The 14544-nt window shown below is 67.4% G+C and carries 6 protein-coding genes; 3 read left to right on the top strand and 3 right to left on the bottom strand.

Going from position 1 to position 14544, the window contains the following annotated elements:
- Nucleotides 1-48: 48 nt before the first annotated feature.
- The 3 genes from ACWD0J_RS14785 to ACWD0J_RS14775 form a co-directional block, all read right to left on the bottom strand.
- Nucleotides 49-5622 carry an Eco57I restriction-modification methylase domain-containing protein gene (locus ACWD0J_RS14785; RefSeq protein WP_451496177.1) on the bottom strand — a complete coding sequence of 1858 codons (5574 nt, stop codon included), beginning with the start codon at nt 5620-5622 and terminating at the stop codon, nt 49-51.
- 43 nt (nt 5623-5665) lie between these two features.
- A complete protein-coding gene (locus ACWD0J_RS14780) occupies nt 5666-8728 on the bottom strand; it encodes an SNF2-related protein (RefSeq protein WP_451496176.1) in 3063 nt (1020 codons plus the stop codon).
- Between the two features lie 157 nt (nt 8729-8885).
- Nucleotides 8886-10184 carry a serine/threonine-protein kinase gene (locus ACWD0J_RS14775; RefSeq protein ID WP_451496175.1) on the bottom strand — a complete coding sequence of 433 codons (1299 nt, stop codon included), beginning with the start codon at nt 10182-10184 and terminating at the stop codon, nt 8886-8888.
- 247 nt (nt 10185-10431) lie between these two features.
- Here ACWD0J_RS14775 and ACWD0J_RS14770 point away from each other — a divergent pair, with 247 nt between their 5' ends.
- The 3 genes from ACWD0J_RS14770 to ACWD0J_RS14760 all read left to right on the top strand — a co-directional run bounded on the left by ACWD0J_RS14770 (nt 10432) and on the right by ACWD0J_RS14760 (nt 14476).
- The gene (locus tag ACWD0J_RS14770) at nt 10432-12018 is read left to right on the top strand and encodes a CBS domain-containing protein (protein ID WP_451496174.1); all 1587 of its coding nucleotides are present in this window, start codon (nt 10432-10434) and stop codon (nt 12016-12018) included.
- A gap of 195 nt (nt 12019-12213) precedes the next feature.
- Nucleotides 12214-13419: a hypothetical protein gene (locus ACWD0J_RS14765; RefSeq protein ID WP_451496173.1), complete on the top strand. Its 1206-nt coding sequence runs from the start codon at nt 12214-12216 to the stop codon at nt 13417-13419.
- Nucleotides 13340-14476 (top strand): type ISP restriction/modification enzyme, encoded by a 1137-nt coding sequence (locus tag ACWD0J_RS14760; protein ID WP_451496217.1) that lies wholly within the window; start codon nt 13340-13342, stop codon nt 14474-14476. The genes ACWD0J_RS14765 and ACWD0J_RS14760 overlap by 80 nt, the downstream gene beginning before the upstream one ends.
- The last annotated feature ends 68 nt before the right edge of the window (nt 14477-14544 follow it).

The following is a 14544-nucleotide window of genomic DNA, read 5'->3' as shown; positions in this document are numbered from 1 at the left end:
TAGGTTGCGAGAGCCCCGCCGGTCCAGGTCGGACCGGCGGGGCTCTCGTCAGTCTCCCGGGTGCCGCGTGTCACCGGGTTCCCAGCCGGCCTCGCGCAGGCGACGGGTGAACTCGGCGTGGGCGGCGCGCATCTCGGCCTTGCGGTGAGCCCGGTAGAGGGGGCCGGTGTAACCGTCCGGGACCTTGTACTCCTCCGGGAAGGCCTCCGGCGAACTCAGCTGCTTCCATGCCTCCTTGGGCTGTCCGTACCCGTACTGCTGGTGTGCCTTCGCGATACGTCGGCCCGTCGCGTCGAACCACATGTTCTCCTCGTACTGCTGGAGCACGGGGAACCTGGCGTCGTACATGGCCACCAACTCGTCGGCACTGATGCCGAGCCATACGGCGACGAGGGAGTCGATCTCGACCAGGGCCGCGCGACGGGTGAACTCCGTACGGAGGGGGGTGTCGCGGGTCCAGGTGGGGGATACGCCGTCGGTGAGTGACGGCGTGCCCTCGGGCCACGCGGTGGAGGCGGCCCAGGTGTCCTGTTGCCAGGTGGAGTCGTACAACTCTTGCCAGAGGCGAGCGTAGGCGTTGGTCTGGCAGTTGAGGCGGAGGGTGCGGAGGAGTAGGGCCTGCTCCAAGGGATGGTCCGCCGTCGGTGCGGGCATGACCTCGGCCTCGCCCTTTTGAAGGTCGGAGCGACCGGTTGCACGCAGGAAGTAGTCCAGGGGCAACGAGGCCCAGAAGCCCGCAGTGAGCGCGGTCTCCCTAGCTGTGGCCAGTGCGGCGCTGTGCACCATGTGCACGTGCGCCGGACCAGGCGGAATCAAGGCAGCGTAGAGACTCCGCTCAGTATCGGATGCGATCTGGCGGCGCCATGCCACACGGAAGAAGCGAGAGTACGGGCGCTCAGCCCAACTGCCGAGTGCGACCTGCTGCTCGTCCTTGTGGTCGGAAAGCGCCTGCAATACGTCAGCCACTCGCTCATCGTTCCGTAGTTCGTCGAGCAATTCCTCATCGATCCAGGCACGCCGGGCAAGGGCGGCAAAGTAGTCCGTGGCTGAGCAGGAGTCGGAGCGACGGTAGTTGGTGCGCGGCACTTCGTCTTCGGAAAGCTGGGCTGGGTTCCAGGGCTCCACTTGGAGTGAAGTCCGGGCGCCTTCGATCGGCCGCTTGAAGAATGCCGTGCCCACCCCAATCATTGGCCCTTGGAGGATCACGTCGTTCCAGGAGCCTGCCGGACCAGAGTCCCACGTGAAGTAGCCCGCTGTGCGGTCGTTCTTCTCATGGAAGCCGGGGCCAATACGCGGACCGAGTGCGGCAAGACGGCGCGGCCACTTCGCGAGAGCCGAGATGGCCAACTCTTCGGAGCGTGTCACAGGGTAGAGGAGCTTGGCCTGCTCGACCGGTAGCGGATTCTCCTCGCCTGCCAGCTCACGCCATTCAGCCAGGCGTTCGGCGTCCACCGTGACGATGCGCTGCAAGTGCGGCCGCAGGTCCCATTTACCCCCGTCCTTAACACCTGGCACAGGGCCCTTACCGTCGTGGCGGGCAGACTTGACCAGGACGCTGGGGTGCAGGAGCCAGCTCATGTGCTGGAAATGGACATCCCGGTCGCTGCCGTAGACATTGACGCTGAAGTGAGTGCTATGGCCCACGGGTTTGGTGAACAAATAGAGTTGATTCACGAAGTCCGCATGGAACCGCAGATGGCGATAGGCAGCTTTGCGCAGCACACCTTCCTTCGCCCCAGTCAAATGCGTCGACGGATGAATAATCCCCGCCGTCCCCCGCCCCCCAATGGCCCGCCACCCCAGCAACATGAACGCCCGATACAAATCCGGCTGCGTCCCCACCAGCTCCGGATACGTATCCACCGACGCCAGGAACCCGGACATCGCCGCATGGTCCGCCAGCTCACCCATAAAAGCCGACCGGACCCCAGGCCACCCCATCACATCGGCCTTGCGCTCGTCCCACGCCTCATTGCTCGGCTTCTCGGACAGTTCGAACCACGGCTCGAACTCGGCGAGGACCCCGCTCTCCTTCCACTCCTGCTTGACCCACGGCGGATTCCCCACCATCAAGTCGAACCCGCCCTCCGCGAACACATGCGCGAAGGTCAACTCCCAGTGGAGAAAGCCCCGTTCCTTGGCGATCCGCGTCACCGTCCCGTACCAGGGGAACGTGTACCCGAGATCCGCCGGCTTGGCCCAGGCCGTGGCCTCGATCATCTTCTGGTCGAGCTCGTGCTCCTTGGCATCCAACTGGTCGAGACTCTTGACCCCCTCGAAGGACAGCAGCGACACCTGCTGCCCCTCCCCCGTGTCCACGTCCACGCGCCCGACGACGGCTTCCGCGAACTCGATCCAGTCGTCGAGGGACTTGAGAGCGACCCGCCGTCGGGAGTCGCCCTTCTTCAGGGCCGTACGGTCCTCGCCGTTGGGCCGGTACTCGAACTCGTCGGAGCCGTCGAGGAGCCCGATCTCCTCCAGCGGCCAGAACCACAGCGCGCACCACGCGTCCATGACCTGCTTGAGCCGCCAGTACGGCGTGCCCGTGCGGTTCAGAGCGTCCAGGACGGCGTCTCGGTCCATCGGCTGACGGCCGCCCTGCTCAGAACCCTCCCCCTCCCGGGGAATCGCCGCACCCCAGACGTCCACGTGCCGCGAGATCTCCTGCTCGGAGAGCTTCAGCCGCATGACAACGAGGTCCCACAGGTACTCGACCCGCCGAGCGAGCCTCATCAGCCGCCCGGTCTGCGTCTTCTCCCCGGGCTCAGAGTCCTCATCCGCAGCGGTCCGGGCCGAACCGGCCCCGCCTCGGCGCCCGACATCCGCACCCGTACTCGCACCCGCGTCGTCGACGTCGCCCCCGGCCGAGTCGAAGTCGAACGCGACCGGCTCCCAGATCTCCAGCCCGAGATCGAGCGCGCCCTGTCCCAGCCGGGCGTCCTTCTCCTCCCGCGCCTCCCGCGTCGGGGCCGTCTTCTTCTGGACCGACCGCTTCGACTCCCCCTTGGGATTGCGCCGCATCGCCGAGCGCCACTTGCGCATGGCCTCGACCAGCTCGGGCTCCAGCCAGTCGACGACGTCACCGTCCACCACGGCCTTGACGGTCTCCTCCGGCGTGCCCTTCTTCAGCGTCCGCAGGCCGACCTTCTCCCCGATGGACCCCCACCCCATCGCGGGCAGCAGGAACTGGTGGACCTCGCGGGCCTTCAGCTTCTCGCCGAGCGGCACATGCCTCGGCCGTTGCGGGTCCTTCGTCGTCAGCCAGCCGCCGTCGCGCAAGGTGTTGCCGGGATACACCTTCCGCGCCGCGCCGATCAGCGAGTTGCCGCGGTGGAGGTGAAGGCCGTACCAGGGCGCCTTCATGCCCCGGTACATGGTGTTCAACCACAGGGAGATCTCGGCGAGTTCGACCGCCGTCTCGTTCAGGTCCACGCCGTAGGCGTTGTGCAGCGCGATGTACGCCTTCACCTTCTGCAACTCGCGCTGGTAGTCCTCGGGGTCGATCTCGACGCCCCGCTCGCGCTGCGCCAGCCGTAGATACAGCTCGGCGAGCTGGTTGACGGCCTCGTTGAGGAACGCGCCGGACCCCAGCGCCGGTTCGCACACGCGCCACCGCAGCACGTCCGCCGCGTTGACCCACGCCTTCTCCGGCTCCTTGGGATCGACCTCGCCCTTCTCGTCGAGCCGGAAGCGCAGGGTCTGCTCGACGGTGGCCTGGGTGAGGGACTCCGGCGTGTAGTAGGACGCGCTGGTCTGGCGGTCGCGGCCGGCCAGACGGTAGACGTACGACCCGACCTTGCGCGGCACCGGCACCCGCTCGTGGGTCTCCGGGTTGATCTCCGTACCGACGAACACGCTGTCGTCCGGGCCGTCGGGGTAGCGCCCCGAAGCGACCTGGCTGGCCCTGATCAGCCAGGAGCCGCCGCTCGGATCGCCGCCCTTGGCGACCTCGTACAAGGGCTCGTCGGCGATGAAGCCGGAGTACGACATCAGGCCCTCGTACACCGCGCCGAGGTGGTTGATGCTGAGGTTGGCGTACGAGATGAAGCCGCCGCGTCCGCCGCGCCCGCGGCCCTCGACGACGGTCAGGTTGCGCAGCACCTGGTGCAGGACCTTGTTGCGCAGGCGCAGGTCGAGGCAGCGTGCCGAGTCGGCGATCGTGCCGTCGGGGGCGATGTCGTCGGGGTGCGTGATCTCCTGGTCGACGAGCTTGATCGAGGCCGGGTCGAAGAGGCGGGACTTCAGCGCCTCGATGCGCACGCCTTCGTAGCCGTCGTCCTCGGACAGTTCGGCGGACTCGTCGGGCAGGTCACGCAGGGCCTCCCGTGAGGTGATCGTGTCGGCGACCGGGTGACCGGTGAAGACCTTGTCGAACAGCAGGGCCAGGGAGTCGTGGAAGTGGTGACGGTCGCGGGAGGCGCTGGACAGCTTCTCCTGGACGGCCAGTTCACGCAGCCGGGCCACGCTGTAGCCCTGGACGTACTCCTCGCTCTTCATCGGGAGGATGTCCAATTCGGGACGGGCCTCCGCGTAGAGCAGGAAGAGGATGCGGTAGAGGTAGCGCAGCGACTCCTTGGTGAGCAGGTCCGGGAGCGCGCCGCGCTCGGCGAGCGGGCCGGGGAGCCACTCGGGGAGGTCGTCGGGCCGGACGCCTTGGTGGGCCGCGAGTTCCAGAACCTCGTTGGCGATCAGCTGGACGGACTTCTTCAGGCCCTCGCGCAGGTCGCTGGTCACGCCCACGGAGTGGTCGCGGGACTCCGCCACCAGGCGGGCGATGTCGTCGTCCCCGCCGTCCTCGGCCGGACGGAGCGACCGCGCTCCGAAGAGGGCGGCGATCACTTCGAGTTCACCGGCGGTCGCGCCCTTGACGCCCTTGCGGGGCAGGGCGATCTCCAGGCTGACGGCGAGATGGCGGCCGCGCGCGTAGTTGTCCCGGTCGGCGAGGACCATGACCCCGCCGAAGAGCAGCAGGGCGTAGCGGGGGGCGTTGTCCGCGGCGAGCAGCCAGGCGGCGAGGTCCGTGACCGTGGTGAGCGTCTTGCCGGACGCCACGCGGACGGGTACGGCGAGGCGGTTGGCCGAGCCCTCGCCCCGCGTTCCGGCGATGTCGTCGGCGAAACCGCCGGTCAGGACGACGATGCCGGGCTCGCTGTGGGCCACGGGCACGGCGACGGGACCGGCGGCGCCGTGCACGGTGAGGTGTCCGGGGCGGGGCGTGAAGCCGAGGGCTCGCAGGACGCGTACGTGCCAGGCGTTCAGGCCCGCGCGCCACACCTCCTCCGGGCTGTCGCCGTACGGGCGCGGCGCGGCCTCGGGCTGGAAGGCGGGCGGCTCGTCGGTGCCGGTGTGGGCCTTCAGCGCCTCGGTCGCCACCTGGTGGGCGGCGACGGCCTCCGGGTCGGGCAGGAGGTTGAACTTTTCGGCCTCGCCGCCCACCGTGATGCGCACGTCGAGGTAGGGGCCGGTGAGGTCCCGCAGGCCCTGCCGGGGTGTGGGGCGGCCCTGCCGCTCCTCGGCCGCCCACTCCTTCAGGCGGCCGCTCTTCAGCTGCTTGGGCAGGATCTCGTCCAGGTAGAAGGACGGGAAGTACTCACCCTCGTTGACCAGAGCGTCGAACTTCACGCTTGCTGCTCCTGCCGGATCGCTTCGGTGGTGGGTCGGGTGGTCATGAACTCGGCTCCAGGACGGCCAGGATCCGGATCATCGGATCGCCCGTCGTACGCAGGCGGGTCGCGGCCTTCTCGAGGTTCTCCGCGGCCCGTTCACGTGCGGTGCGTCCACCGCTGAAACCGGGCAGCGGCTGCTCCAGCCAGTGGCCGACCTTCGCCTCGTACTCCCGCAGCGGGCGGTCGATGTGCTCCTCCGCCTCTTGCCTCCGGCGGCCCGTCTCGCGGCGGGTGGCGGCCACGGCCGCGGGCACGTACCGCTGGAGCGCCGCCGGGTCGCCCTGGGCGAAGTGGTCCGGCATGTCGGGTCCCAGGCCGAGGTCGGCGAGGAGCGGCCGGGTCAGTTCCCGTACGCGGTGCTCGTCCTCGGGCCGGTCCAGGTGGTCGACGGCCAGCCAGGTCACGACCGTGGGACGGCCGTCCTGGTTGGACCACACCCCCTGGGTGAGGAAGACCGGCTCCGGGACGCGGGTGCGGTCCACCTGGATCACGGGCGCCTGCTGGCGGCCCAGCTGGACCAGGACCTTGTCCGTGATCCACTCCAGGACGGGGTGCAGTTCGCCGACGTAGTGGGCGTCCGGCCAGAGCGACTGGGAGTCCGCGTCCTCGCGGGCCCGCCGGAGCGAGTCGGCCGCGTCCTCCCGGCTGAAGGTGAGCTTCATGCGGCGGGTAATGGTGTGGTCGCGCAGATAGCTCGCGGGCAGGACGTCCAGGCGGTCGGCGAGATCCTCCGGTGTGTCGAAGCTGAGGTCGGTGCCCTTCACGGTGGTGTCCAGGCGGAACGGCTCCAGGTCGGCGAGTTCCTCCAGGCCGGCCAGGACGTAGTCGCGGCGGTCGGTGAACAGGCGCAGCTCCTGGACGACGCGAGGTGGGGCGTGCTCACCCACTCCGGTCGCCGCCTCTCCGGTCGTCTCCTCGGCCGTCGCGTCCGGGGTGTCGCCGAACTCGAAGCCCGCGTCCTCCTCGTAGTCGTCGTCGAAGTCGAAGCCGAGGTCCGTGTCGTCGTACGGATCGGTCCCCGTGCCGAACTCGGCGTTCAGCTGCTGGGCGAGGGGCAGTTCCGCGGGCACTTCGCCGTCGTCCAGGGCGTCCGGGGAGATGGTCTGGAGATCGTCGACGGCCTGCTGCGGGGCCTCGCCCTTGAGGAGCGCCTCCATGACGCGCGTCTCCTCACGGTCGCCGTCGTTCTCCTTCGTCGCCGCTTCCACGGCGCCGAGGACCGTGTGCACCTTCTCCTCACGGGCGAGGACCTTCTCGGCGATGTCCGTGTCGTCCAACGCCCCCTCGACCGCCGACTCCAGGATCATCGCGCGGAACTCGGGCGGCCGGGTCTGCCCGTACCGGTCGATGCGGCCGTTGCGCTGCTCGACCCGGATCAGGCTCCAGGGCAGGTCCCAGTGGATGAGGTGGTGGCACTGGCGGTGCAGGTTGACGCCCTCGGAGGCGCCGTCGCCGGTGAGCAGCAGACGGACGTCGCCGCCCGCGCGGGCGAACTCGTCGACGTACTCCATCTGGACCCGGTCGGAGATCGCTCCACCGCTGTACATGACCTTGACCGCGGCCCTCGCGTCCGCCTTCGCCTTCCAGCCGAGCAGCGGCGGAAGCACCTCGCCCAGCCAGTCGAGGGTCTCGCGACGCTCGGAGAAGACAACCGCGCGCGTGGGGCTGCCCGCTCGCACGCCGATCCGGTCCAATTCGTCGACGAGACCTGCCAGCTTGGAGGTGGCGGTCCGCCAGCCGCCCCCGGCGGCCGCGCGGTCGATGGCGCGGGCCAGCTCCATGAGGCGCAGGAGTGACGCCGCCTCGGGTGTGCTCACCTGAAGCTCGGACAGCGGCTCATCGGTGATCCGGTGCCGCTCGGGCAGGGTGTGCCCGGTTTTGGCGAGCCGTTGGCGGGCCGTGACGAACAGGGCGCGGTGGGAGGACAGGAAGGACTTGAGAAGGACGTACGGGAAGAGACGGTCCTCCGCCCCCGCCTTCTGGTCCGGTTGCCTCAGCCAGCGCTCGGCGAGTTCCTGGAAGACCTGTTCCTCCAGGTCCTTGGCCTGGCAGCGCACGGGACGGGAGCCGCCCCGCGGTGCCCAGTGCCCCTTCAGCTGCTGTGCGACCTCGGCGCTGACCTTGGTGCGGCGCAGCATCAGGTGGCCGAGCTCCTCCGGCTTCGGGTTCCGCGGATCCTTGACCGCCATGGGGTCGAGGAGGCGGATCAGGCCGGTGAAGGCGGACATGTCGCCGTTATGCGGGGTGGCACTGGCCAGGATCAGCGCGTCCGTGCGTTCGGCGAGCAGGTCGGCGAGGGCGCGGCGGTCGCTGCCCTGGTTGATGAGGTTGTGGGACTCGTCGATGACCACGGCGTCCCAGTGGATGTGCTCCAGCCACGGGCGATAGCGCCTGGGATTCTTGAGCGTGTCCATGGAGATGATCACGCGCTTGTAGTACGTGAACGGGTTGCGGCCCGCCGGGATCTTCCGCTCGATACGGGCGATGCCCGCGCTGTCCAGACGGACGAGCGGGAGGGAGAACCGGGTCCACATCTCGTGCTGGAACTGTTCCAGCACGGGCGCCGGCGTGACGACGAGAATGCGCTCGCCGCGCCCGCGCCGGATCAGCTCACCGAGGATGACGCCGATCTCCAGGGTCTTGCCGAGGCCGACCACGTCACCGATCAGGAGTCGGGGGCGGAGTGGGTTCGCCAGGGCCTTCTCCGCGGGACGCAGCTGGTAGTCCATGCGGTCGAGAAGGAAGCCGTCGGTCAGCGCCAGACGGCGCTCGCGCTGCGGCAGCGGCGTCTTCCGCAGGACGGCCTCCAGGAACAGACGACTGCGGCGGAAGTGCGGTGAGCTGTCCGCGACGAGCCTGGTGTTCTCGGGTCGCAGGACGCGATGCCGGTCCATCGTGGGTACGAGGAAGCGGGCTTCCTGGCCGCGCACGAGGTCGGAGGCGCCGACGGCCTCGATCAGGCACTCGCCGGGTCGTAGCTGCTTGCTGTTGCGGACCATCCACTCCTCGTCCCGCACCTCGATCACCGTGCCGGCGGGAGGAGGGCCTTCGGGTGCGGGCATGGAGGGTCCTTTCGGGTGGTGCGAGGTGGTGTCGAGGGTAGCGCTGTGAGGGCGCAGCGAGGTGGCTGTCCGCGAGGCTGATCTGGCTGGTCACGCCGACACAGCGCGGCCTCACATCGACACAGGCCCCGGGGTCCTGAGAGCAGTCGCCTCGTGCTTACAGATCCGCTCGGTGCGCATAGCGCTCACGCAGGCGGACCGCGACCTTCTGCGCTGCTCGGGGCGGTGCCTTCCGGGCGGTGACCTCAGGTTCCGGTTCCGGTTCCGGTTTCGCCGCCTCGTCCGCCGGGCGCGGGGGCGGGAGGGGATAGCTCGTGGGGACGGGCATGACGGGCTGCGGCGCGGGGTCGACGAGTGTCGGCGGGTGGCCGCCGGTCGGGTCCGGCTGGTCCGCGGTCTCCACGGCCCACTCGATCTCATCCGTGTCGACGATGCCGTAGAAGTCGGGGTCGACATCCGGCAGGATCGCGTCGACAGCCTTCCGGGCCAGCTCCTGGACCTCCGGGTCGACGTGGTCGGAGGGGACCCCCGGAGGCAGTTGCGGGGTCAGGCCCGCGGCCTCGACGAGCTCCTTGAGCTGCCGCGCCGCGACCTCGGGGGGAAGATCGGCATCGATGAGCAGCTTGAGCAGGCTGCTCTCCACCGCGTCGAGATCAGGGCGCTGCGACGGAAAACTCACCAGTGTCTTGGCGAGCAGCGGGAGGAACGGCGATGCGATGCCCTCCCACTTCGGCTCCGACTCCGTCGGGCCGTGCGGGTACGGCGACCTGCCGGTCAGGGCGAAGAAAAGTGTGGCACCGAGTGCGTACACGTCGGCGGGCCTGCTGGCGCGCTTGGCGTCCAGATACTGCTCCAGCGGCATGTAGTCCCGGGTGCCCATCCTGGTGTGGGTCTTCGTCAGCGCCTGGCTGGACGCCCGCTCGATCAGGACCGCCAGTCCGAAGTCCAGCACCATCGGCCCGTCCGGGCCCAGGACCACGTTGTCCGGCTTGAGATCGCGGTGCAGCAGGTTCGCGCCGTGGATCGCGCGCAGGGCGTCCACCAGGGCCAGGCCGAGCGCCGCGTAAGGGCCCAGGCCGAGGGTTCCGGCCTTCTTCACCATCGTGGCGAGAGAGGGGCCCGCGATGTAGTCCATGGCGAACCACGGCCGGGCGACCGACGGGTCCTCCTCGAAGGCGATCAGCGCCGGCACCCGGTCGCTGACCACGGCCCGCACCGCGTCGATCTCTCTGCCGAACCGCTCCCGGTACTGCGGATCGCCGTCCAGCAGGTCCTGCTGGATCATCTTGACCACGACGAGCCGCGGCCCGTCGCCCCCGGCGACCTCATCCGACTCGACCATGTTGTACGCCGCGGCCAGATCGCCCGAGGCGCCGTCCAGGAGGATCCTGCGCGCCAGATAGGCGACGCCCATACCTCCCGCGCCGAGCCGGGCCAGCAGTTCGAACGGCCCCACCACACGAGGGTCCGCATCGGTGTCCAACGGCTCCATCGGCGCTCTCGTACCCCCACGCTCGCGTCACGGCCTTCACCCCGGCCACCCTGCTCTCGATCAGTCTACGGGTGTACCCGGGCGGGCACAGACGGCTGAGAACCAACCGCGTGGCCTGCCCAAGTGGCCATATTCAACCGGTCGTTCGCCGGCGCTGCTATAAGGTCACCGCCACGCGATCATGCGGTGTGGGCTGACGGGGAGGGACGCCATGCGAGCCTGGGTGGTGCGCGCGGGAGAACACGGCGAGCGGGAGCGTGCGGCGCTGGACGAGGGGATTCTCCTCGTCGGCTGGCTCGGGCTCGGAGATCTCGCCGAGACCCGTACCCGGGACGACATCAAGGCGGCCGTGGCCGCCGCCTACCCTGACGAAGGCCCGTACACGGTCGGGAACTGGACGGGGCAGCTCTACCGGTTCGTCCACGAGATCCAGCCCGGCGACCTGGTCGTGCTTCCGCTGAAGTCCTGGCTGGTGGCCATCGGTCGGGTGACCGGCGACTACGAGTACCGCTCCGCGGCGGCGGACGGGATGCGCCATGTACGCCGGGTGGAGTGGCTGGTCACCGACATCGATCGGCAGAAGTTCCAGTCCGACCTGCTGGACAGCATGGGTTCCCTGCTCACGGTTTTCGAACTCAGCAGGTTCGGAGCGGCGGAACGCGTGGCCGCGCTGGCCGAGGGCCGGCCCGACCCGGGACGGCCCGACGCGGACGAGTTCGCGGCGACTCTCACCGAGCCCGCCAAGCTGTTCGAGGAGGTGCGTCGGCGCAGCGCCGACGAGCCCCTCACTCTGTCCATCCGGGACTTTCTCGCCGTATGGGGTGTCCAACGACGTCACCCGGCGGCCACCGAACAGATCGGGAACGACCTGGAGGCGCGGGGCCTCGTCACCATCCCGCCCTTCACCGAGGGCACTCTGGACAGCCAGATCGCGGTGCTGGCGGGCGGGGCCGAGCCGGACGAGTCCGGGACCAGTGCGGTGACCCGGCTGTCCGGCAGCACGGTTCGGTCGCCCGCGGTGCGGAGTGCCGCGCACGCCGCCGTGCATCTGGCGGAGGAGGAGACCGAGACGCAGACCGTCGCGTACCGGGTGAGCAACGTCGACTCCGCGAACCGTATGCCCGAGTCGGTACGCGTCGGGGACAGCATCGGGACCGCCATGACGATCATGGTGTTGCGCGGTTACAGCCAACTGCCCGTCCTCGACGCGGACGGGCGGCTGCGCGGGGTCGTCAGCTGGGAGTCGATCGGGCGTGCCCGCATGTCGGATCCGAACGCCGGCCTGCAGGCCGCGACGGTCCGGGGGCAGGAGGCGGACCGTTCCGACGACCTGCTCGACTGGATCGGAACCATCCAGCAGTCCGGGTACGTCCTCGTGCGCGACCACGACCACAAGGTCTGCGGACTGATCACCGCAGCCGACCTGACGGTCCAGTTCGGCACGCGCGTGCGTCCCTTCGTCCTGGTGGAGGAGATCGAGCAGCGCCTGCGCCGGGTGGTCGACCGGTGCATTCCGCTCGACCGCATCCGCGCCGTCGTCCCTCGCCACCGCGCCTCCCGGGTGCACTCCGCCGCTGATCTCAGCTTCGGAGCGTACGGATACCTGCTCAAGGTCCCCGAGAACTGGGCCGCGCTCGGATGGGGCATCGACCAGGAGCACTTCCTGACGGCGCTCGAGGACTGCCGCAACTTCCGCAACGACCTGATGCACTTCAGCCCCGACCCCATCACCGACGCCCAGCTGCTTCCCGCGCAGGGGCTCCTCGAACTGTTGCGTTCAGTGGATCCTCAGGTCTGATCGAAAGTCGCCACTAGCAGATCTCCATCCGTACTGTGCTTCAGAACGGTTGATCTCGACATCTGTGGGGCAGGCTTTCGGGGCCGCAGTTCGTACTACGCCAGCATGATCGAAGCGATACATGCAGATGTGCTTCCGGAAGACCGCGCACGCTGCGTCCCGGGACACCCCTGCAGCGTTTACTCGGGGGCGGACATGGGGGTTGGCACGTGGATCGACCGGCTCATCTCCGATTTCGGTACGCAGTGCAAGCAAATCCTCGGTGTAGGCGAGCATGAGGCAGGCATCCGCAGCGCGGTGGAGACCCTACTCGGCTCGGCAGCCGAGGAGTTGGGTCTACACCTTCGCCTTCACCCTGAGGCTCGCCTGACGGACCTTGGCGTTCGTCCAGATTTCGCGGCAAGCCTCGGCGAAAATAAGCAACGAACCTTTGGCTATGTGGAGTTGAAGAGCCCGAAGAAGAGAGATATAAGCCCGGGCGGCCTGCGCGGAAAGGACAGGAAGCAGTGGGAAGCCATGTCTCGCCTTCCGAACGTGATCTACACCAATGGGCAAAGTTGGTTTCTTTATCAGAACGGCCAGCAGCAGGGAAGCACTATCCACCTGGAAGGCGATATATATCGAGCCGGACGTCGATTACGTGTATCCGGTACCACGGCTTCCGAATTCGAGCGTATGCTCCGCGACTTTCTTTTCTGGCAGCCCGACCCACTGACCACAGTACGTCAACTGGTCACCAATATAGCGCCTCTGTGCAAGCTCTTGCGGGCTGAGGTACACGACCGACTCCGGGAAGAAGAACGACTCGGCCGCACCAGTGGAAATCGACGCGGCGCGGGACACCCGTTCACTGAACTGGCGCAGACGTGGGAAAATTTTCTCTTCCCACACACCGACGAGCGTGACCATAAGACCGCTTTCGCTGACCGCTATGCGCAGACTGTTACCTTCGCGCTCCTCCTCGCACGCGCCGACGGCATAAGTTTGATCGATCACAGTCTGCACGAGGTCGGAGAGCTACTGGGTGCCGATCACACAGTGATGGGAAAGGCGCTTCAGATTCTCACCGATCATGTCAGCCAGCAGTTCAAAAACAGTCTCGACGTATTGGTACGGGTAGCCGATGCAGTGAACTGGGATTCTATACTTGAACATGATCGGGATGCCCACATAGTTCTCTATGAGCACTTCCTGCAGGAGTACGATCCTGAACTTCGCAAGGCTTCGGGTACCTACTACACACCTACCGTGCTGGTAACGGAGATGGTGCGCCTGGTCGACGAACACTCATCGACTACCTGGCCAGCCCGGACGACCGCTCCTGGAAGAGCGGGAACCCTGTCCGCCCCTGAAGAGGATTCTTCATCGGAGCTTCGACCGGCAGTGGGTCATAGCGGATAGTCGCGTCATCGATTACCCCCGGCCAGGAATCTGGGACGCTGATCGCGCTGACCAGCTGTTCCTCATCGAGCAACACAGTCGGCCAATAAAATCCGGACCCGCCATAATCTTCTCCGCTTTGATTCCGGACATGCATTGCTTCAACAATGATGGCGGTAGAGTACTACCCTTGCGGCACGCAGACGGCTCACCCAATCTCGCTCCCGGCCTATTGGAGCACCTGGCGAACGCATACGGCATTGCCCCGGTCTCAGCAGATGACTTAGCGGCATACATCGCCGGGGTCACCGCACATCCAGCCTTCACGCAGAGGTTCGGTGGGGAACTCAATTCTCCAGGCGTCAGAATCCCGATCACGGCGGACCGTGAGTTGTGGCTCGACGCCGTGCGCATCGGCCATGAAATAATCCGGGTAGCAACCTTCGGCGAAACTTCCAACGACCGAGAAGACGAGGCCGGTGAGACGGGAGAACCTGTCACGTACGCAGTGCCCGTCGACCCGTCGTATATGCCCTCTTCTCTTTCCTACGACTCCGAACGTCAAGCGCTGCTGGTCGGCACGGGAGTCTTCCGGGGCGTCACTGAACGTATGCGTCAGTACGACGTAGGCGGCCGAAACGTACTGGACAGCTGGTTCACTGCACGCTGCGGTAAACCCAAGGGACGCAACCTCACTGATTTGGACTGGATGAGAAGTGAGCGCTGGAAACCGCGATGGAGCAGTGAGCTCATTGAGATCCTCAAGGCCCTTCAACCTCTCACGAGGCTCGAGCCATCACAGGCATCCCTGTTGGAGCATGTCCTGAACGGGCCGCTGATCGACGTAGCCGAGTTGAGCCGCCGCGGAGTGCTTCAACCTCCGGCCTACACGAAGGCGCCGAGGCAGGCGAACGCAGACGAGGAAATGTTGCCCGGTATGAACGATCTTGATGGGCAACCACCTCCTCCGGTGCAGCCACTGGATCCCGCACCGCCAGAAAGGCTGACCAATCCGACACCTCAGTTACGCAAGAAGCAAAACTTGCAGGCACAGTTGAGGCGGCATCCTCCAGCCTGACACCACGGTTGCGTCATGAGCGAGCACAAGTGCAGATGCTTCTTGATCTATGAGCTTGACCAAGCTGA

Source organism: Streptomyces sp. NPDC003011 (assembly GCF_053591515.1).
The sequence above is the reverse complement of the archived record's forward strand: the minus strand, read 5'-3'. Positions and strand labels throughout refer to the sequence as shown.